The following is a 20,010-nucleotide window of genomic DNA, read 5'->3' as shown; positions in this document are numbered from 1 at the left end:
TACTTGTCTTTTATCAATTCAGAAGAAAGCGATAGTCGTTTCGATGATGGTTTTTTTTAAATATATTTCAAAATGGATTGCTGCTATTGGATTCTTGGGAGTGGCAATGCAGCTATTCGTGATAAATAGTCACGCTAGTACACTGCCCGATTATGAAGTTCTTTCATTATATGAACCACCTGTCATGACACGTATTCATGCTTCTGATGGAAGTCTTATAGCAGAATTTGCAACAAAACATCGTCTTTATTTACCGATTCAATCGATACCCAAGATTCTTAAAGATGCTTTTATTTCCGCGGAAGACAAAAATTTTTATCACCATTTTGGTTTGGATCCTGAAGGGCTCTCTAGGGCATTGATCAATAATATTCGTAATATTGGCTCTGGAAAACGTCCAGAGGGTGCTTCGACTATTACACAGCAAGTTGCTAAAAACTTTCTTTTAAATTCAGATGCAACATTAGAAAGAAAATTAAAAGAAGCTATCTTGGCAATGCGTATTGAAAGAACCTATTCAAAAGATCATATTCTCGAACTTTATCTTAACGAGATTTATCTTGGTCATGGTTCCTATGGTGTTGCTGCAGCTTCTTTAGTCTATTTCAACAAATCTGTTAATGAGCTTACTTTAGAACAATGTGCCTATTTGGCCGCTCTTCCTAAAGGGCCTGCAAATTATGATCCATTTAAGAATACACAACGTGCCATTAATCGGCGTAATTGGGTTATAGATCGAATGATTGCTAATGGATACGTGACTTTGGAGCAAGGTGAAGAAGCTAAAGAAAAGCCTTTGGGAATAATTTTACGTAGCAATGATAATCATGTTTTTTCTTCTGATTATTTTGTTGAAGAAATACGTCGTTACTTAATGCGTAATTATGGAGCTAAAACACTTTATGAAGGTGGACTTTCAGTTCGGACAACCCTTGATCCTCAGTTACAATTGAGTGCTCGACGTGCTTTACAAAATGGCTTAGTTAAATTTGATCATTTGCAAGGATGGCGTGGAGCTTATAAACATATTGATGTAAAAAATGATTGGGGTATTCCACTCGCAAATATTTCAGCATTAAGTGATGTTCCAGAGTGGCATTTGGCGGTTGTCCTTTCTGTTAATGCTCATAAAACAGAAATTGGTTTACAGCCACAGCGTGAATCTTCAGGGTTATTATCAACAAAACGGAATGTAGCTATTTTATCTGAGGCTGATTCAAAATGGGCATTAAATATTATTGATAAAAATGGTTATCGAAGAACTGTTCAGAATTTATCTGGTGTTTTGCGGGTTGGGGACGTTATTTTTGTTGAAAAAATACCGAATACAGACAATCGCTATCGTTTGCAACAAATTCCAAAAGTTGAAGGCGCAATCATTGCTATGGATCCTCATACTGGACGTGTACTCGCAATGATGGGAGGATTTTCTTTTTCTACATCTGAATTCAATCGTGCAACACAAGCTTATCGCCAACCTGGTTCTGCCTTTAAGCCTTTTGTATATGCTGCAGCACTTGATAACGGATATACGCCAGCATCGGTTGTTTTAGATGGTCCTATTGAAGTTCGACAAGAAAATGGTGAAATTTGGCAACCTAAAAATTATGGTGGTACATTTGCAGGACCTTCAACGCTGCGTTATGGTATTGAATATTCTCGTAATCTTATGACTATACGCCTTGCTCATGATATGGGAATGCCTTTAGTGGCTGAGTATGCAGAACGTTTTGGTATTGTAGATAAATTGCAACCTTATCTCCCTATGGCATTGGGAGCTGCGGAAACAACAGTTTTACGAATGGTTACAGCTTATTCAGTTATTGCCAACGGAGGGCGCTCTATTAAGCCTTCATTAATCGACAGAATTCAAGATCGCTATGGGAAAACAATTTATCGTCATGATGACCGTATATGTGAAAATTGCAATGCTCAATCGTGGAATAATCAACAGGAACCAACCTTAATTGATGAAAGGGATCAAGTGCTTGATCCTATGACGGCTTATCAAATTACATCAATGATGGAAGGGGTTGTTAAACGTGGTACAGCTGCACGCTTGAATCATCTTAATAGGCATATTGCTGCTAAAACAGGAACAACAAATGATTCTAAAGATGTATGGTTTATGGGATTTACTCCTGATCTTGTTGTTGGTATTTTCATCGGCTACGATCAACCTGCACCGTTAGGGTATAATGGAACTGGAAGTGCATTAGCAGCTCCTATTTTTGATGAGTTTATGCAAACCGCTCTAAAAGATAAGCCAGATATTCCATTTAAAATGCCTGAAGGAATGGTATTAATGCCAATTAATCGTAGAACAGGAATGCTCGCTGAAGCAGGAGATCAGAATGTTATTATAGAAGCTTTCAAACCAGGAACTGGACCTGCTGATATTTATCAAGTTATTGATGGTGGTACTTTTTTTCAGGAGGGTGTACCCTCAATGACAATTTCTCCACAGGTCAATAAAGCGCTTGAAAGTGGTTCTGGTGGGTTATATTAGTTAATGGGTAGATGGTTCTTTTAAAAATATAATAAAAAGGTAAATAGCTATATCTTCTTGTTTGCGTGGTGTGCTTGCAAAGGTAGGTTTTATAAAATTATAACATTTGGTTAACACATTGATATAAAACGCTCAAAAGAATAGTTAAGAAAGTATAAATTAGTAATTAAGGCATTAAATATTATGCGTACAGAAATAGAAACTTTGGTTGATGAAATCCAACAAGCAATTAAATTGCTGAGGAGGCATCTTTGACTGGGATCAATCATTAAAGCGTCTCGATTATCTTAATCAAAAAGCAGAAGATCCGACACTTTGGGATGATGCGCAAAAAGCAAAAGATATGATGCGTGAACGTCAATGCCTCGAAGATTCGATAAATGGTATTCAATCGTTCATGCAAACACTTGAAGAATGTATTGAACTTATTTCAATGGGTGAAGAAGAAAGTGATATGGAAATTATCACTGATGCAGAAGATATAATACGCAGTCTTAAAAGTGAGATAGATAAGAAACAAATTGATGTACTTCTATCCGGAGAAGCAGATTCAAATGATGCTTACTTAGAAGTTCATGCGGGAGCAGGGGGTACAGAAAGCCAAGATTGGGCTTCTATGCTTTTGCGCATGTATATGCGCTGGGCTGAACAACATAAAATGAAGGCTGAAATATTAGAAATTCATGATGGAGAAGAAGCGGGAATAAAATCAGCAACTATCCTTATAAAAGGGCATAATACTTATGGTATGCTGAAAACAGAATCGGGAGTTCATCGTCTCGTGCGCATTTCTCCGTATGATTCGAATGCAAAACGCCACACCTCTTTTGCGAGTATTTGGGTTTATCCGGTTATTGATGATAATATTGAAGTTGATGTCTCAGAGTCAGACGTTCGTATTGATACATATCGTGCATCAGGAGCTGGAGGGCAGCATGTTAATACAACAGATTCTGCAGTTCGCATTACGCATATAAAAACGGGGATTGTTGTTCAATGTCAAACAGAGCGTTCTCAGCATAAAAATAAAGCCACTGCATGGGCTATGTTACGTGCTCGTCTTTATGAAGAAGAATTAAAAAAGAGGGAAGAAGAATCTAATGCTATTGAGTCTTCTAAAACAGAAATTGGATGGGGGCATCAAATTAGATCTTATGTTCTTCAGCCTTATCAGCTTGTTAAAGATTTGCGCACAGGTGTTGAAAACACTGACCCTCAATCTGTACTTAATGGAAACTTAGATTTATTTATAGAGGCATCACTTGCCAAGCGCGTTCATGGGAAAGAGAAAAACATTGAGAACGCATATTAATCCGAATTTTTTATAGTTTTTTAATTTTATTTCGCTGAACCTCAATTGATTAGTCAAAATAACAGAGCTTATGCCATTTGAATAGAAGCAAGGGAAAAACCTTTTTTGCTATCATGAATAGCTAAATTACAATAACTTTTATTTTTTATTTTTATAGCTGTATTAAACAATTGAGTTAATTTATGATCCCTGATCATATAAAAGCTTAGCAGCAGCTAAAACATTTTGAGCATGCCCTGATACACTGACTTTACGCCATTCTTCCACTATTTTACCAGATGCATCAATCAAAAAAGTACTTCGTTCAACACCCATGTATTTACGCCCATACATGCTTTTTTCAACCCAAACCCCATATTTATCAAGGGTCATTTTTTCTTCATCTGAGACAAGAATAATATCAAGCTCATGTTTTTCCTTGAATTTGTTATGTTTTTTAACATTATCTGGAGACATACCAATAATAACAGCGCCAATTTCATCAAATTTCGTCTTCAATTGTGTAAAACAAATAGCTTCGGTTGTACATCCACTAGTGTCATCCTTAGGATAAAAGTACAAAACAATCAATTTACCTTTTAGGTCAGAAAGACACACTCTTCCTCCACCATCACATGGTAAATTAAAATTAGGAGCTAAGGTACCTTTCATTGATTTTGTCATTATTTTATCTTTCTTTCTTTATTTATTGGGAGGTAAGCACTAAAATTCATGAAAAAATAGCTATTCAACCCCAATGGGATATATAATACGCATAAAAAATGTAAATTAAGATACAATTATAAATAAATTACATTATGAGATTTTAATTAAAACGTGCTTTTTTTTACCGAAAGAAAGCTTAATTACTCCCTCTGGAGTAATATCATTTTCAGTAATAAGGCGTGTTTCATCTTCGACAATTTGGTCATTTACACGTATACCTCCACCTTGAACATAGCGACGAGCTTCACTCTTGGATTTCGCCAACTCTGCTTGTACTAAAAGGGTTAGTAATCCAACACCTGTTTTAAATTCTGTAATATTAAACTCTATAGTGGGAAGTTCTGCTCCTAAAGTTTTTTCTTCAAAAGTTTTTCGAGCAGTTTCTGCTGCTGCATTTGCAAGATCACGTCCATGTAATATCGCTGTAACTTCTGTGGCAAGAATCTTTTTTGCTTCGTTAATTTCAGTACCTTGCAACTTAGAAAGTTTAAGAATCTCATTCATTGGTAATGTGGTATAAAGTTTTAAAAACCGTGTAACATCAGCATCTTCTGTATTACGCCAATATTGCCAAAATTGATAAGGTGAAAGCACATCGGCATTAAGCCATACAGCACCATTTAACGACTTTCCCATTTTCGCACCAGAAGAAGTGGTAAGCAATGGTGAAGTTAATGCGTATAATTGTGGTGTATTTAAACAATGACCCAATTCGATTCCGTTAATGATATTACCCCATTGATCAGAACCACCCATTTGCACACGTAATCCATAGCGCTTATAAAGCTCAAAAAAATCATAGGCTTGCAGAATCATATAATTGAATTCAAGAAATGATAAAGAATGTTCGCGTTTAAGTCTAAGCTTAACAGAATCAAATGATAACATACGATTAACAGAAAAATATTTTCCTATATCCCGCAAAAATTCTAAATAATTCAAATGGCATAACCATTCAGCATTATTAACAATACATGCACCAGTTTTCGTATCATCAAATGTCAAATAATTAGCAAATACCCTTTGAATACCAGAAATATTTTTTGCAATATCATCTTGTGTAAGTAGACGTCGAGCTTTATCTTTGAAAGAAGGGTCACCGATCATACCTGTTCCTCCACCCATTAAGATAATAGGTCGGTGTCCAGTTTTTTGTAACCAATAAAGCATCATAATTTGAAGAAGACTTCCAGCATGTAAACTCGATGCTGTCGGATCAAAACCAATATAAGCAGTTACAATCTCTGTAGAGAAGAGGGCATCCAAGCCTTTTTCATCCGAAACTTGGTGGATAAAACCACGTTCACTCATAATATTTAAAAAGTCAGATTTGAAGGCAAACACAGATTTTTATTTCCTAACTAAGATTGTACTTAATTTATAATAGGCTCCTAATATACTATCTTTATCACAGATAATATATAGATCACAAGACAACGAAAAATAAAGATGATACCTAATAATGGCTTTACTTGTATATTTGAAAGTAAATTTTATATCAATAAAAGCACGTTTATTTTCCTTTTATTATAAGAGGAGTTAACAAAGATACGGAACAATTAATTTTCATCAACCTTTAATGTTTTTAAGTAAGTAAAGATATTTCGTGTAGTGGAAGCGCCAATTCATTTGTAAGATGACTATCTAAATAGTGCGCGCATCGTTCAATAAGTTCTTCATTATGGCCACTAAAAAAGTGATTAGCACCTCTTAATATTTCTTGTGTAATGACGATACCTTTTTGTGTTTTTAATTTATCAACAAGACCCTGAATATCTTTAGGAGGAGCAACCTTATCTATATCACCATGGATAATAAGGCCAGAAGAAGGGCAAGGAGCAAGAAATGAAAAATCATAAATATTAGGTTGAGGGGCAACAGATATAAAGCCTTCAATCTCTGGTCTGCGCATTAAAAGTTGCATACCGATCCAAGCGCCAAATGAATATCCAGCTACCCAACATTTTTTAGAATCAGGATGTTGGGCTTGTATCCAATCGAGTGCAGAAGCAGCATCTGAAAGTTCTCCTATTCCATAATCAAACTCTCCTTGGCTACGTCCAATACCACGAAAATTAAAGCGCAATGTAGTAAAACCACGTTGTTGAAACATGTAAAATAAATCATAGACAATTTTATTATTCATCGTTCCACCAAATCGGGGATGAGGATGCAAAATAATTGCAATTGGTGCATTTTTTTGTTGTGAAGGCTGATAACGTCCTTCAAGACGGCCTGCGGGACCATTAAAAATAATTTCTGGCATTAAATATTCCTTAAATGCTATTAAAGCTCTCTCATTGACCTTAGTTTATTTCTGTTATAGTAACTTTTTACATGATCATTTCATTTTAATGAACCGTTAGATATTCTGTTTTTGATGCATTTTTCAAGAAAATTGCATCATTTTAAAAAATCAATTTATAAGATTAATGATTGAGATGCAAAATGGTTATAAAACGCCGATACTTTGATCATAACGCAACAACACCTCTTTCAAAAGCAGCACGAACAGCATTATTAGAATCTCTAGAAGTATTTGGTAATCCATCATCTGTACATGCGGAAGGGCGAGCTGCTAAAGCTTTACTACAAAAAACGCGACGGCAAATTGCTAGTAGACTTAATGCAGATCCAAATCATATTGTATTTACATCTGGCGCTAGTGAAGCAGCAATGACTGTGCTAACACCATTTTATAATATGGGGAAATCTAAGATTCAGTTTTCCCATTTATATATTGGAGCTACTGAACACCCTTCTGTTGCAGAAGGGGGGCGTTTTTCTAAAAAATTGATTAGCGTAGTTTCTGTTGATCGGAACGGTTTAATTCAACAAGATAAATTAAATTCCCTTTTAGCTATTCACGATAGCACAAAAGGTCTTCCTCTTGTTGCTATTCAAGCCGCAAATGGTGAGACTGGAGTCATTCAAGAAATAAAGGAAATAGCTGCTATTGTTCGAAATGCCGGAGGCATTCTGATTGTTGATCTAACACAGTATGTAGATAAAAATTTTATTAATGTTAATGAAATAGGAGGAGATTTTTTTATACTATCTGCTCATAAAATTGGTGGTCCTAAAGGAGTTGGTGCTTTTGTTTCATGCGGTAATCTTTTAATGCCTTGTCCACTTATTGTTGGAGGGGGACAAGAAAGAGGATTGCGGGGAGGAACAGAAGCATTACCACTTATTGCAGCATTTGGAGCAGCAATCACTGATTGTTTTACTCAAGAAGAAGTAAAGCAATTAATTTATTTACGTAATAAATTAGAAGATGGCTTACTAAAAATTAGTGATGATGTTGAAATTTTTGGAAAAGAAGTGCAACGTTTGCCAAATACAACTTATTTTTCTGTACAAAATATAAAAGCTGAAACTATGCAAATTGGTTTTGATTTAGCAGGGTTTTCTGTATCATCGGGTTCAGCTTGTTCTTCAGGGAAAGTAAAACAAAGTAAAGTTTTGCAAGCAATGGGATATAACATTTTGAACGGTGCAATACGTGTTTCAACAGGACGTGATACAACTGCTAAGGATATTGACGATTTTTTATTCGCTTTTTCTCAAATCATAAATAATCATAAAAAGTGAAGTTTATCATTTGAAATTTAGAATTATTAAAAAAATAAAATAGCTTGATTGAAACTTTTTCATTTTGCATGTAGTTTAAGGGAATAAATTGCTTACTATAATTCTTGTAAGACAAGTAGAACAAGATTTTTATTACCTACTCTTAATACAAGAAAGAATGGAGAAAGCTGATGCCTGCAGTACAGGAAACAATACGCCAGGTACGTGAGATAGATGTCGATCAATATAAATATGGTTTTGAAACTAATATTGAAACAGATAAAGCTCCTAAAGGGTTAACTGAAGATATTATTCGGTTTATTTCGATTAAAAAACGTGAGCCTGAGTGGATGTTAACGTGGCGTTTGCAGGCTTTCCAACGTTGGCTGGCAATGGAAGAGCCACATTGGGCGCGTCTTCAATATCCGAAAATTAATTTTCAAGAACTTTATTACTATGCCGCTCCTAAAAATCATACTGGACCAAAGTCTTTAGATGAAGTTGATCCTGAATTGCTGTTAACTTACGAAAAACTTGGTATTCCCCTTAAGGAACAAGAAATTTTAGCAGGTGTAAGAAAGCAAGGAGATCCTTCTAAACTCGATGATAATGTTTATGCTTCGGGGAGAGTAGCTGTTGATGCGGTTTTTGATTCCGTTTCTGTTGTCACAACATTCAAAGAAGAGTTAGCGCGTGCTGGCGTCATTTTTTGTTCCATTTCAGAAGCAATTATTCAACATCCAACTCTTGTAAAAGAGTATTTAGGGGCGGTTGTACCAACTGGTGATAATTATTATGCTGCTTTAAATGCAGCTGTTTTTACAGATGGTTCTTTTGTGTATGTTCCTAAAGGAGTTCGTTGTCCTATGGAGCTTTCAACCTACTTTAGGATTAATGAACGTAATACGGGGCAATTTGAGCGGACACTAATTATCGCAGATGAAGATTCATATGTCTCTTATCTTGAGGGTTGTACTGCTCCTCAACGTGATGAAAATCAACTTCATGCTGCTGTTGTTGAGCTTATTGCATTAAAAAATGCAGAAATTAAGTACTCTACAGTGCAAAATTGGTATCCTGGTGATAAAGAGGGCAAGGGCGGTATTTATAATTTTGTGACTAAGCGAGGAGATTGTCGAGGCGATAATTCCAAGATATCATGGACACAAATTGAAACTGGTTCTGCAATCACATGGAAGTATCCATCTTGCTTGTTACGTGGCGATAATTCACGTGGAGAGTTTTATTCTATTGCTATTGCAAATGGCTATCAACAAATTGATTCTGGAACTAAAATGGTGCATTTAGGAAAAAATACATCAAGTCGTATTATCTCTAAAGGCATTTCTGCGGGTTTTTCAAATAATACCTATCGAGGACAAGTGTCTGCACATCGAAAAGCACATAATGCACGAAATTTCACTCAATGTGATAGTTTGCTGATTGGTAACGACTGTGGTGCTCACACGGTACCGTATATTGAGGCCAAAAATGCGACAGCTCAATTTGAACATGAAGCGACAACATCTAAAATCTCAGATGATCAGCTTTTTTATGTTATGCAACGAGGAATTCCTGAAGAGGAAGCTATTGCGTTAATAGTTAATGGTTTTGTAAAAGAAGTTATTCAAAAACTTCCAATGGAATTTGCTGTTGAAGCACAAAAGCTCATTGGTATTAGTCTTGAAGGTAGTGTAGGTTAATTTTTCTATAAAGAATAATATGCTGAGTATAAGCGGCAAGAACAGGATTAAATATGTTAGAGATAAAAAATTTGCACGCTCGTATTTCTGGAACTGATACAGAGATCATCAATGGTTTAAATTTAACTGTTAAAAGTGGTGAAGTTGCTGCTATCATGGGACAAAATGGAGCCGGAAAATCTACGTTGTCTTATCTTCTAGCTGGTCGTGATGACTATGAAGTCACAGAAGGTGATATTCTTTATAATAAACAATCGCTTTTAGAAATGGATCCTGCAGAGCGTTCTGCATTTGGTGTTTTTCTTGCATTTCAATACCCAATGGAAATACCTGGTGTTGCAACAATGGAGTTTTTAAAAGTTGCAATAAATTCTCAACGTAAAGCGCGCGGCGATGAAGAACTTAAAACACCTGATTTTATAAAACGTGTTAAAGAAATTTCTTCTAAGCTCGATATAGATATGTCTATGCTAAAACGCCCTTTAAATGTTGGCTTTTCAGGTGGTGAAAAGAAAAGAATTGAAATTCTGCAAATGGCGTTATTAGAACCAAAACTTTGTGTTTTAGATGAAACAGATTCTGGTTTAGATATTGATGCACTAAAAATTGTTGCAAATGGTGTTAATACATTTCGTGATTTAGAGCGTTCATTTTTACTTATTACGCATTATCAGCGTCTTCTTGATTATATTATTCCTGATACGGTGCATGTTCTTCATAAAGGTCGTATTATAAAAAGTGGAGATAAATCATTGGCGCTTTATTTAGAAAAAAATGGATATGCTAATATCATTAATGCAGCAGCTTAAGGTCATTGGGTATGTCCATGAATTTACAACGAAAACTGATACAAGTTGAAACAGATATTATAGATAATTTTAATCAATGTATTGATATTTTACCTGGAGATGAAACGGTACGCACAATACGAAAAGGAGCTATTGAATTATTTCAAAAAGCACAATTACCTTCGCGTAAAATTGAAAATTGGCATTATACCAATTTGCGCGCTTTATTGAAATTTGTCAGTGATTTTGTAGAAACAAATAATAACCAATTTGTTGATGCATTATTTCCAGAAAATAGAGTATTTTCTATTGAAAATGGAAAAACATTTATACAGTCAAAAATATTAAATGTTTCGGTAAAGAGTCTCGCAGATTCTTTGAAAAAAAATTGCATTAAAATAGCTCCAGTTACTGTTAATGAAGACTTTATTGGACAATTAAATACAGCTTTTTTTTCAGATGGTTGGGTTTTTCATATTCCTGAGAATACAAAATTAAATACTCCTATAGAGATACAAAATATTCAAAAAGGAGGACAATCGCATACTTTTTCAGAAATAAAAATTGATAAAAATAGCCAAGCTACTATTATTGAACGTCAGATCGGTAATGATGAAGATACTTTTGTCAGTTCAGTATTTTCGTTACATGTCGCAGATAACAGTGATGTAACATGGATTCTTATCCGAAATAGAGGAATGAATTCTACTCAATTTAGTCGATTACGGGCTGCGCTTGGAAAAAATGCTAATTTAGCGCTTTATATCATTAATGTAGGCAGTCAACTTAATCGTCAAGAGGTTGATGTTAAATTACAGGAAGAATCTAATTTTCAATTACGAGCAATAAATTTGTTGTCTGGCAAAACGCATAATGATCTTACAATGACAGTTCGTCACGTTGCAGAAAAATCGACTTCAACAGAAATTGTTCGCAACGTTGCTACTGATAAAGCGCGTGGCGTATTTCAAGGAATGATACGAGTAGCGCAGGAAGCTCAGAAAACAGATGCTCGTATGGCGTGTAATAGCCTGATTCTTTCAGATGATGCAGAATTTGATGCAAAGCCTGAATTAGAAATTTTTGCTGATGACGTTGCATGTGGTCATGGAGCAACTGTTGCTAGGATTAACCGTGATCAGCTTTTTTATTTAATGACGCGTGGTATTCCTTTTAAAACTGCTAAAGAAATTTTGATTAAAGGTTTTGTTTTAGAGTTAATTGATGAGATTACTCATGATAAAATTAAAGCTGCTCTCAATGATGTTATTGTTCAATGGTTAAAACAAAATATTTAAGGCAAAATAAAATGGAAAATAACGTACCAGCGTTAGATTATGATGTAGAAAAAATTCGTCGTGATTTTCCTATTTTACAATGTGATATTTACGGCAAGCGGCTGGCTTATCTTGATAATGGTGCATCTGCACAAAAGCCGCAATCAGTACTCGATGTAATAGATTACTTTTATCGATATCGTTACGCAAATGTGCACCGAGGAATGCATTTTTTATCGAATACAGTTACACAATCTTATGAAGATGCTCGAAAAACAGTTTGTACTTTTTTAAATGCTCAAACAACCAAGGAAATTGTTTTTACCAAAAGTGCAACGGAAGCTATTAATACCGTCGCTTATGGCTGGGGTATGTTTAAATTGAATGAAGGTGATGAAATTGTTCTTACCATTATGGAACATCATTCAAATATTATTCCTTGGCATTTTATCCGTGAACAAAAAGGGGTTAAGCTCACTTTTGTTCCAGTTGATGAGAATGGCGTTTTACATATTGAAGATTTTCAAAAAGCTTTAAGTGATAAAACAAAACTTGTTGCCATTACCCATATGTCTAATGTTTTGGGAACTATTCCTTCTGTTAAAGAAATTATTAAAATAGCCCATCAAAATGCTATTCCTGTTCTAGTAGACGGTTCTCAAGCAGTTGTACATTTAACAGTTGATGTGCAAGATTTAGATTGTGACTGGTATGTTTTTACAGGTCATAAGCTTTATGGCCCTACAGGTATTGGTGTTCTTTATGGAAAAGAATATCGTTTAGAGGAAATGCGTCCTTTCCAAGGGGGAGGCGAAATGATCGAGGATGTAACGACTGAAAAAGTTTTTTACAATGCTCCACCATCTCGTTTTGAAGCAGGAACTCCTCCTATAGTCGAAGCTATTGGGTTGGCTGCAGCCATTGATTATATACAAAAAAAAGATAAAAATGCTATTCATGCACATGAAACAGCTCTTTTAACTTACGCACATGAACAGCTTGAAGCGATTCAATCATTAAAGATTTATGGTCGTTCTCCCCATAAAGGGGCTATTATATCATTTGAAATGGAAGGTATTCATGCACATGATATTGCTATGTTTATTGATCGGCAAGGTGTAGCTATACGCGCAGGAACACATTGTGCGCAGCCTTTGTTACGGCATTTTGGTTTAACATCTGCTTGTCGCATATCGTTAGCAATGTACAATAATCATGAAGACATTGACCAATTAGTGGAAGCATTAGAAAAAACAAGGACATTTTTTAATGGCTAAGTTAACTGATCTATATGGTTCTGTTGAATCTAGCAGTAAAAACAATGAAAAAGACAAATCTTGTATGTCAGCAATTTCAGAAATTGAAATTGAGCGTATGACAAATGATATTATTTCTGCTCTTAAAACAGTTTATGATCCAGAAATTCCTGCTGATATTTATGAACTAGGACTCATTTATCGTATTGATATTGAAGATGATCGTTCAGTAAAAATTGAAATGACTCTTACAGCGCCGGGATGTCCTGTTGCAGGTCAAATGCCTGGTTGGGTAGAAGATGCCGTAAGTGCGGTTGAAGGTGTCTCACATGTTGAAGTTATAATGACATTTGATCCACCGTGGACACCAGACTGTATGTCAGAAGAAGCTCAAGTTGCTATAGGGTGGTATTAAAGGCTTATTTCACTTATATTTATCCAGATATATAATTCAGATTATTATCAAAAATGAGATGTTGCTATATCAAGAGAATAGAGGGTTTCTATATTATTTATAAATTTATTTTATTTTCATGAAATAATAATTTTCTCTATTTTTGATAGTTTTTTAATATATTAGTATAATTTCTAAATGGTTTTTTATACGAGTTTTAAAAAGAAAATACTGTAAACATCAAATTATAGTATTAATAAACTACAGAAAAATTATATTCTTCTGTAGTTTATTACACATTTCATATTTTTTACTCTATAATACCACATGCAAGACGTGCACCGCCTCCACCCAATGGCTGTGGTTCATCTGAATGGTTATCTCCCCCTAAATGAATAATTAATGAGTGATTACTAATTTCAGAAATCTTTTTAATTCGTGGTGCGAGAACACTCATTGTCGCTTGTCCATGTTCATTAACATAAAGTGCTGGTAAATCACCGAGATGACCATTAAGGTTATAAGGACCAAGGTGTTTTTCAGTATTTTTGGGATCATAATGTCCTCCTGCAGCCCCACCAACTACACCATCTTTTGTATCACACGAAGGATTCATGTGAACATGAAAGCCATGTAAACCCTCTGGAAGGTTAGATAAATTTGGTGTAAAAATCAATCCGTGCGCATTTTCCTCAATTTCTATTACACCTATGCTTTTTTTAACATTGTCTTTTTCTAATTCATAAATTTTTACTTGTGTTGGTGCAGACAATGCTAAAGTGATACAATTTAAAAATGCAAATAAACCCAATAAAGGAAGAAAGATTCTATTCATAGAACACCTCTTTTTATTTTTGAATAAAATAAATACTTAATAAAAATATAATTACTTTTATGATAAAGTGTTGAACTTTATATTTTATTACTTTAGTAAAAATATTTTTTTTATAAATAGGACATGATTTTTTTTCAGCAAATGTAATTGATAAAAACGCTTATAAATTTTACAAATTTAAAAGAGCTATCAAATAAAGGGCTTTTAAAGCATAAAAAATATTAATAATTCAAATAGTATTTTTATTAATTACAGTATAACTTTTCAGATTATAATCTATAATTTATCGGCTATACGTATTTTCAAAATGTTTTGAATAAAAAACAAATTTCCTATAAAAGCGCAAAATGCTCCAGCAATAATACCTATTATTGATCCTATTATTGCACCAATTGTCGCGCTAATTAAAAATGCTACGCTAACGCCCATTGCAATAATTGGTCCAAATCCAGGAAGTGCAATGTAACCATGAGCTGCAAGAATTGCCGCAATTGCTCCTGATACACTACCGTTTAAGCTTCCAATGAGTGCAAGCTCTTTGATAGGATAGAAAACTTTTTGTAATAAAATTCTTTTCCAATTATTTGAGTTAACGTTGCTGTATGGTTTAAAGTCCACCATGTTTTTTTCTTTCATTTTTGATAATAATTGTTCCTGAATAATCAACAGATACAAGGAAATGGCATTTTTTAAATTTTACTAAAGCACGCCAAATTCCTTGATCATCTAGACGCAATCGTTTAATATCTTTGAAACCTTTTCGCATAAGATATTTCTTAATTTGCAAAGCGGTGAATGAGTTTTGTCCTGGTTTAGCTATGTTTTTATTGAAGTTTGAACTAGAGATTTTGTAACAGAGGTCGCTGACTTCCATACTCGTGGAGTCTGTAATTGTAAATGAAATACATATGATCGCTATCAAAAAGACAGTTAAATTAAAGTTTTTATTTAATTTCATTTTCTCACCATCTATTTAATTAAACGATGCTTTTAAGTATTCACCTCATACGATCAATTAACCTTTTTATTGCTTTCAAGTTCCCAGGCCTATTTTATTTTTGATATTATACTTAACAGTAAGATTATTAAGAAATTTAACCAATTAATTAAAATCGTTTTCTAAGCGTAGTTTTTGCATTGTAAAAACCATTTTTTCATAAAGTCGGATATTTTTGAATTCATTTTAATAATATTCATATCATTTAAGGAAAAATGATACGAAAAAGGATATTTATACAATAAATTCTACGTATATTGATTTTAATGCGGTTTATAATTTAGAAAAATGTTTTTAAGTTGTGGTTCATTAACACGCCTTATCGCTTCTGAGACTGTAACCCATTCATATAATCGTTGGTTTTTTTCTGGCCATTTTTCTTCTTGATGCGAATAGAGTACAGCAAAAACGTAAACACAAAGTTTGCCATTTTTTTTAATTAACAAATCTGATTTCTTATATTCATATGTACCTATAGGATTTGTATCACTAGTCCCTCGCACCCCAGCTTCTTCAAACGCTTCTTGTAATGCAGCTTGAGAAAAAGACTTTTTGGGAATAGGCCATCCTTTCGGTATGATCCATCGGCCGGAACCTCTGCTAGTAATGAGAAGAAACTCAAGGTTATCATTTCTTATACGATAAATTAATGCACCAACTTGCAAGAAATATCCATTATCTAGCAAAATATATTTATTATCAGCTATATCATAGTTATTAATTTTTATCATGTAGGCTAAATTATTGATTTGATTTAATTGAGAGTATTTGCATAATTTCTTTAAAACCATAACCAGGATACATACCTTCTCGCATCAAGAAGTGACGTAACGGTGAACAGCGGCGCAGCACTTCAAATCCAAGGCTTCGTATGATATGAATAGGTAACATATTAGAAAGTAAAGTATTATTAAGCATATGAATAGATCCGCTCCTAATAAGTATATCAGATTTTCGAAGTTTGTTATAATGCGCAATAAGCGTTTTAAAGCTAAAATTTGATATCTTGTTAGGCAAAATATCGATCAAAGTTTGAACATCACGAAATCCTAAATTTAAGCCTTGTGCTCCAATTGGAGGAAAGACATGCGCTGTTTCTCCCACTAAAATTGTTCGATTAACAGCAAAACAACGAGATATCTGTCCGAAAAGGGGCCATGCTTGTACTGATGTTGTTAATGTTAACTTTCCAAGTATTGATTGCATTTGATCTTCAATTATTTTTGCAATCACTTTCAAGTCTAAACTTAATAGTTCTTTAGCACGCGAAGGATGAACAACCCATACAAGACTAGACTTATTCCCTGGTAATGGAACTTGTGTAAAGGGACCATATTCTGTATGGAACTCAATCGATGTGTTTTGATGAGGAACATCGTGTAAGAAATTCATAACCAATGCTGTTTGTGAATAGTTCCATCGTTTAATATCTATACCAGCAGCGGCACGCGTTGGGGAATTTCGCCCGTCAGCAGCAATAACAAGAGGCGTTTGAATAACTTTATCATCTGCAAGAGTAATGTACACATGATCTTTTTGATGATCAAAAAGCTTTGCTGAAGAATAATACCTTATGATATTGGGCGTTTGCGTAATAAGATTTTCTAACGCATTATTTAATTCAACATTAGGAATATTATACCCAAAGCTTTCTTCACCAATCTCGGCTGCACAGAAAGTTACAGGAGGAGCGCGTACAATTCTAGATGTTATATCAATAATTTTTATAAAAGATAAAGCTGCAGCATGATTCTTAAGACAATTCCAAATATTTAGTTTTTGCAACATATGAATTGCTGGCATCATAAGGGCAGTTGTACGTAATTCATTAGTATGAGCAGGAGGACCAACAAGGAAGACGGAGTATCCTTTGTATGCAAGATTGAGTGCTGTCACCATACCAACTGGACCTGCACCAACAACAGTAATATCGTTATGTTTTTTCTTGTTAGATGTCACAACTTTTAAAGCCTTTCTCATCTTCCAACTATTTTAATATTGCTTTCTAATAAAAAATTCCTTTTTATTGCATAAATATCTTCTATTATTATATTATGTAATTAATTATGCGATATAAAAAAGTAACTTTTTTGTGCTTTTTTATCAATGAATCATATCATAAAAAAATGACGTATTGATAAAGGGGGGATAAAGGCTTTTGAAAAAGTAAGGATAAGAAAACTTTGAAACGTAAATTGACCAAAAAAATAAAGACTAAAGCTGATTTGTTGCGCCATAAAAAAGTAACAATGCCGCAAGCGAAAGCTTTTTCTGTCCATTTATTAACAGCTTCCGGTTCATTCTTGGCATTTCTATCTCTTATATCCGCATCTGAAAAAGAATGGACTTCTATGTTTTGCTGGCTTGGTCTTGCACTTTTAGTTGATGGTATCGATGGGCCAATTGCGCGCAAACTTGATGTTAAATACGTACTTCCAACATGGTCTGGAGAATTACTGGATAATATTATTGATTACGTAACATATGTTTTAATTCCAGCTTTTGCACTTTATCAAAGTGGCTTTATGGGGTCAGGAGTATCGTTTTTATTAAGTGCTATCATAGTTATTTCATCAGCTATTTATTACGCAGACACTGGAATGAAAACAAAAGAGAATTTTTTTAAAGGATTTCCTGTAGTTTGGAATATGATGGTCTTTATGCTTTTTGTGGTAAGGCCAGAGGAATGGATTGCTTTTGTCATCATTTCCTTATCAGCAGTTATATCTTTTTTACCAATTTACTTTATACATCCAGTAAGAGTTATCCGTTTACGTAAGCTTAATTTTCCGATTTTTCTTTTATGGTGTACTTTTGGTGTTATCGCATTTTTTTATCAACTTAATGCTCCGTATTGGGTAAAAACAGGTATCTCAATAACAGGTATCTATATGTATTGTATTGGTGCTATCATGCAATTATTTCCTCAATTAGGTGCTCAAAAAGAAACAAAGTAACTGCTTTAAGAAAGAAATAAAATGCGAATTGATTTTGGGGGAGGCGATGATATTTCTTTTACGAAAGAGGGGTATGCTGGAATTATAAAACTTACACGTCCTTTTGCACTAAACGCCCTTAATCACAGGATGATTTCTGCTTTTCAAGAAGCTCTTAGTACATGGGAAAAAGATGATAATATTTTATGTGTTTTAATTGAAGGGGAGGGGCGCGCTTTTTGTGCTGGTGGCGATATTGTAGAAATTTATCATATGAAGGAAGCTGCTTCTTCTTATCAATATTTTAGTGATACTTATCGCTTAAATGTCTATATTAAAAATTTTTCAAAGCCTTATGTTTCTTTCTTAGATGGTATTTGGATGGGAGGCGGAGTTGGTATTTCTATCCACGGTTCATATCGAATAGTTACAGAAAATACGCTTTTTGCTATGCCTGAATCGGCTATTGGCTTTTTTCCAGATGTGGGTGCAAGCTTTTTTTTGCCGCCACTTCCTGATTATTTTGGCGTTTACCTTGCCTTAACAGGTATGCATATAAAATGGGGAGATTGTTTAAATTTAAGGTTAGCCACTCACGCGGTTCCGGAAATTGAACTAGATACGGTTAGAAAAGCAATCATTGAGCAGGGAAGTCCTATTTTAGCCTTGAGAGAACGAGCAATCACAAAAGATTATGAAACAAATCATGAAATACGTTGTATTATTCGCTCTTGCTTTGGTGTACATACATTGGAAGAATGTATGGAATTGCTTTATAAAAAAAGTAATGAAGGAATTTTATTTGCTAAAAAGTGTTATGATATTTTGCAACTACGTGCTCCAACAAGTTTAAAAATTATTTGGAGACAAATGAAGCAAAACATATTTCAAACTTTAGAAGATTGTATGAAAGTTGAAAATCGTATTGCTTATCGTATGATTAATTCGTATAATTTTCGTGAAGGTATACGTGCAGCCTTAATTGATAAGGATCATGCACCTAAATGGCATCCAGATAAGCTTTCAGATATAACTGATGAAATGGTTAATCTTTATTTTCAATCCATTGAATGAGAATTATAGTTTTGATAAATAGTACCCAAAAGCAGGTTTCAAAAATCGATATTTTGCTATTAATTTACAGCTTTTATCTAAGATTTTTAGCGTTAGTTTGCTTTAGTTTAGGTGCTCTTTACTGGTTACGCCTTGTTGGAGTATTTCCCGGTTCTCTGTGGCGGTTTGACCTTATGCCATGGCAATGGCAATTTTTATCAGGAACGTTAGCTGTTATTTATCCTATCGCATTAATTGGACTTTGGATGTATTCACCTTGGGGAATTGTTTTATGGTGCATAGCAGCATTTACTGAAATATTTATGATAAAAAACTTCTTTTTTGATATAGTGTCGTCTTATCAATCACTCATGCCATTATTTCATGGGATATTATTCTTAATGTTTATGATATTACAAATTATGATAGTTTTCTTAAAAAAAATCTACAAAAATGATATTACTCGGATAGACTCAAACTAGTGATATTAATTCTATCCGAGCGTTCTCGTTTATCTTAAGTAAATGGAACCCACCATAGATCCCATACGCTGGTTATTTTTGTTGAAAATATCCATAATATTGTTGCTATTGCTCCCCAAAGTGATGCTGCTACCATATATTTGTCCTTTCTATTCAAAAAAGTTCCATAATATATATTATGCGATAATAG

The 20,010-nt window shown here is 34.1% G+C and carries 19 protein-coding genes; 11 read left to right on the top strand and 8 right to left on the bottom strand.

What is annotated here, in order from left to right; genetic code table 11:
- The first annotated feature begins 106 nt into the window (after positions 1–106).
- Together V5N68_RS02320 and prfB are read left to right on the top strand one after the other, a co-directional pair.
- Positions 107–2,509 (top strand): penicillin-binding protein 1A, encoded by a 2,403-nt coding sequence (locus V5N68_RS02320; protein ID WP_442879686.1) that lies wholly within the window; start codon positions 107–109, stop codon positions 2,507–2,509.
- 183 nt (positions 2,510–2,692) lie between these two features.
- A protein-coding gene (prfB, locus tag V5N68_RS02315; protein WP_332065582.1) for a peptide chain release factor 2 occupies positions 2,693–3,821 on the top strand; the annotation gives its coding sequence in 2 pieces (ribosomal slippage) (positions 2,693–2,761 and positions 2,763–3,821; 1,128 coding nt in all).
- 180 nt (positions 3,822–4,001) lie between these two features.
- Here the strand turns inward: prfB and V5N68_RS02310 are convergent.
- The 3 genes from V5N68_RS02310 to V5N68_RS02300 form a co-directional block, all read right to left on the bottom strand.
- Entirely contained in the window at positions 4,002–4,484 is a 483-nt protein-coding gene (locus tag V5N68_RS02310; protein WP_332065581.1) for a peroxiredoxin, read from the bottom strand.
- A 132-nt stretch (positions 4,485–4,616) separates the two neighbouring features.
- The gene (gene tyrS / locus V5N68_RS02305; protein WP_332065580.1) at positions 4,617–5,870 is read right to left on the bottom strand and encodes a tyrosine--tRNA ligase; all 1,254 of its coding nucleotides are present in this window, start codon (positions 5,868–5,870) and stop codon (positions 4,617–4,619) included.
- Positions 5,871–6,111: 241 nt separating this feature from the next.
- Entirely contained in the window at positions 6,112–6,792 is a 681-nt protein-coding gene (locus tag V5N68_RS02300; RefSeq protein WP_332065579.1) for an alpha/beta hydrolase, read from the bottom strand.
- Between the two features lie 182 nt (positions 6,793–6,974).
- Between V5N68_RS02300 and V5N68_RS02295 the strand changes: the two genes are divergently transcribed.
- From V5N68_RS02295 to V5N68_RS02270, 6 genes are all read left to right on the top strand, one after another.
- On the top strand, positions 6,975–8,120 hold the full coding sequence (locus V5N68_RS02295) for a cysteine desulfurase family protein (RefSeq protein WP_332065578.1): 1,146 nt from the start codon (positions 6,975–6,977) through the stop codon (positions 8,118–8,120).
- A gap of 170 nt (positions 8,121–8,290) precedes the next feature.
- Positions 8,291–9,802 carry a Fe-S cluster assembly protein SufB gene (gene sufB, locus V5N68_RS02290; RefSeq protein WP_332065577.1) on the top strand — a complete coding sequence of 504 codons (1,512 nt, stop codon included), beginning with the start codon at positions 8,291–8,293 and terminating at the stop codon, positions 9,800–9,802.
- A gap of 53 nt (positions 9,803–9,855) precedes the next feature.
- Complete coding sequence (gene sufC, locus V5N68_RS02285) at positions 9,856–10,611, top strand: Fe-S cluster assembly ATPase SufC (RefSeq protein ID WP_332065576.1); 756 nt, start codon at positions 9,856–9,858, stop codon at positions 10,609–10,611.
- An 11-nt stretch (positions 10,612–10,622) separates the two neighbouring features.
- Positions 10,623–11,888: a Fe-S cluster assembly protein SufD gene (sufD, locus tag V5N68_RS02280; protein WP_332065575.1), complete on the top strand. Its 1,266-nt coding sequence runs from the start codon at positions 10,623–10,625 to the stop codon at positions 11,886–11,888.
- Positions 11,889–11,899: 11 nt separating this feature from the next.
- Positions 11,900–13,144 (top strand): aminotransferase class V-fold PLP-dependent enzyme, encoded by a 1,245-nt coding sequence (locus V5N68_RS02275; protein ID WP_332065574.1) that lies wholly within the window; start codon positions 11,900–11,902, stop codon positions 13,142–13,144.
- Complete coding sequence (locus V5N68_RS02270; RefSeq protein WP_332065573.1) at positions 13,137–13,538, top strand: SUF system Fe-S cluster assembly protein; 402 nt, start codon at positions 13,137–13,139, stop codon at positions 13,536–13,538. The genes V5N68_RS02275 and V5N68_RS02270 overlap by 8 nt, the downstream gene beginning before the upstream one ends.
- Positions 13,539–13,827: 289 nt before the next feature.
- Here the strand turns inward: V5N68_RS02270 and sodC are convergent, their stop codons facing one another.
- The 5 genes from sodC to V5N68_RS02245 all read right to left on the bottom strand — a co-directional run bounded on the left by sodC (position 13,828) and on the right by V5N68_RS02245 (position 17,308).
- On the bottom strand, positions 13,828–14,352 hold the full coding sequence (gene sodC, locus V5N68_RS02265; RefSeq protein ID WP_332065572.1) for a superoxide dismutase [Cu-Zn] SodC: 525 nt from the start codon (positions 14,350–14,352) through the stop codon (positions 13,828–13,830).
- Positions 14,353–14,628: 276 nt separating this feature from the next.
- On the bottom strand, positions 14,629–14,973 hold the full coding sequence (locus tag V5N68_RS02260; protein ID WP_332065571.1) for a hypothetical protein: 345 nt from the start codon (positions 14,971–14,973) through the stop codon (positions 14,629–14,631).
- Complete coding sequence (locus tag V5N68_RS02255; RefSeq protein WP_332065570.1) at positions 14,960–15,310, bottom strand: hypothetical protein; 351 nt, start codon at positions 15,308–15,310, stop codon at positions 14,960–14,962. Before V5N68_RS02255 ends, V5N68_RS02260 begins: the two co-directional genes overlap by 14 nt.
- Positions 15,311–15,612: 302 nt before the next feature.
- The gene (locus V5N68_RS02250) at positions 15,613–16,080 is read right to left on the bottom strand and encodes an NUDIX hydrolase (RefSeq protein ID WP_442879685.1); all 468 of its coding nucleotides are present in this window, start codon (positions 16,078–16,080) and stop codon (positions 15,613–15,615) included.
- Between the two features lie 10 nt (positions 16,081–16,090).
- Positions 16,091–17,308 carry a UbiH/UbiF family hydroxylase gene (locus V5N68_RS02245; protein WP_332065568.1) on the bottom strand — a complete coding sequence of 406 codons (1,218 nt, stop codon included), beginning with the start codon at positions 17,306–17,308 and terminating at the stop codon, positions 16,091–16,093.
- A gap of 224 nt (positions 17,309–17,532) precedes the next feature.
- On the opposite strand from V5N68_RS02245, the gene pcsA reads away from it, so the two are divergent.
- From pcsA to V5N68_RS02230, 3 genes are read left to right on the top strand one after another with little or no spacing between them, the layout of a single operon-like run.
- On the top strand, positions 17,533–18,306 hold the full coding sequence (gene pcsA / locus V5N68_RS02240) for a phosphatidylcholine synthase (protein ID WP_332065567.1): 774 nt from the start codon (positions 17,533–17,535) through the stop codon (positions 18,304–18,306).
- A 21-nt stretch (positions 18,307–18,327) separates the two neighbouring features.
- Entirely contained in the window at positions 18,328–19,359 is a 1,032-nt protein-coding gene (locus tag V5N68_RS02235; RefSeq protein ID WP_332065566.1) for an enoyl-CoA hydratase/isomerase family protein, read from the top strand.
- An 11-nt stretch (positions 19,360–19,370) separates the two neighbouring features.
- Entirely contained in the window at positions 19,371–19,820 is a 450-nt protein-coding gene (locus V5N68_RS02230; protein WP_332065565.1) for a DUF6163 family protein, read from the top strand.
- Positions 19,821–20,010: the final 190 nt, after the last annotated feature.

This window comes from Bartonella eidoli (assembly GCF_036576145.1).
In the GTDB taxonomy this organism is placed as follows: domain Bacteria; phylum Pseudomonadota; class Alphaproteobacteria; order Rhizobiales; family Rhizobiaceae; genus Bartonella.
This window is presented reverse-complemented; position numbering and strand designations above follow the sequence as displayed.

Bases quoted from the DNA above. Each gene is read 5' to 3' on its own strand.
- V5N68_RS02270 (WP_332065573.1), top strand. From the start codon at position 13,137: ATGGCTAAGTTAACTGATCTATATGGTTCTGTTGAATCTAGCAGTAAA.
- V5N68_RS02275 (WP_332065574.1), top strand. From the start codon at position 11,900: ATGGAAAATAACGTACCAGCGTTAGATTATGATGTAGAAAAAATTCGT.
- sufC (WP_332065576.1), top strand. From the start codon at position 9,856: ATGTTAGAGATAAAAAATTTGCACGCTCGTATTTCTGGAACTGATACA.
- V5N68_RS02295 (WP_332065578.1), top strand. From the start codon at position 6,975: ATGGTTATAAAACGCCGATACTTTGATCATAACGCAACAACACCTCTT.
- V5N68_RS02250 (WP_442879685.1), bottom strand. From the start codon at position 16,080: ATGATAAAAATTAATAACTATGATATAGCTGATAATAAATATATTTTG.
- V5N68_RS02235 (WP_332065566.1), top strand. From the start codon at position 18,328: ATGCGAATTGATTTTGGGGGAGGCGATGATATTTCTTTTACGAAAGAG.
- sufB (WP_332065577.1), top strand. From the start codon at position 8,291: ATGCCTGCAGTACAGGAAACAATACGCCAGGTACGTGAGATAGATGTC.
- V5N68_RS02310 (WP_332065581.1), bottom strand. From the start codon at position 4,484: ATGACAAAATCAATGAAAGGTACCTTAGCTCCTAATTTTAATTTACCA.
- V5N68_RS02260 (WP_332065571.1), bottom strand. From the start codon at position 14,973: ATGGTGGACTTTAAACCATACAGCAACGTTAACTCAAATAATTGGAAA.
- sodC (WP_332065572.1), bottom strand. From the start codon at position 14,352: ATGAATAGAATCTTTCTTCCTTTATTGGGTTTATTTGCATTTTTAAAT.
- sufD (WP_332065575.1), top strand. From the start codon at position 10,623: ATGTCCATGAATTTACAACGAAAACTGATACAAGTTGAAACAGATATT.
- V5N68_RS02255 (WP_332065570.1), bottom strand. From the start codon at position 15,310: ATGAAATTAAATAAAAACTTTAATTTAACTGTCTTTTTGATAGCGATC.
- V5N68_RS02320 (WP_442879686.1), top strand. From the start codon at position 107: ATGCAGCTATTCGTGATAAATAGTCACGCTAGTACACTGCCCGATTAT.
- V5N68_RS02300 (WP_332065579.1), bottom strand. From the start codon at position 6,792: ATGCCAGAAATTATTTTTAATGGTCCCGCAGGCCGTCTTGAAGGACGT.